The sequence below is a fragment of the Shewanella sp. ZOR0012 genome (genome assembly GCF_000798835.1).
GTDB lineage: Bacteria > Pseudomonadota > Gammaproteobacteria > Enterobacterales > Shewanellaceae > Shewanella > Shewanella xiamenensis.
The window spans coordinates 1-202 of record NZ_JTLE01000064.1; the positions used below are offsets into that span (position 1 = coordinate 1).

The following is a 202-nucleotide window of genomic DNA, read 5'->3' on the forward strand; positions in this document are numbered from 1 at the left end:
TTCCAGCGTCACCGCCCGGGCTTTCCTTCCGCCTTTCTGAGGAATGAGGAGAGATTTCGTCGCTGCAAGCGGTAATGTGTTCGAGTAGTCATAGAGTTTGTGTGCATGCTCTTGAATGCATCGACTCTGCATCGAGCGGACGACAAAGCGCTGTTGGTGCTGGGTTTTATAGGTCAGATATTCAAACAAATCAGCCTCACGG

The 202-nt window shown here is 51.0% G+C and carries 1 pseudogene; it reads right to left on the reverse strand.

Annotation, left to right across the window (positions count from 1 at the left end):
* Positions 1 to 202 (reverse strand): annotated as a pseudogene (locus L976_RS01555) (IS4 family transposase); the annotation flags it as partial.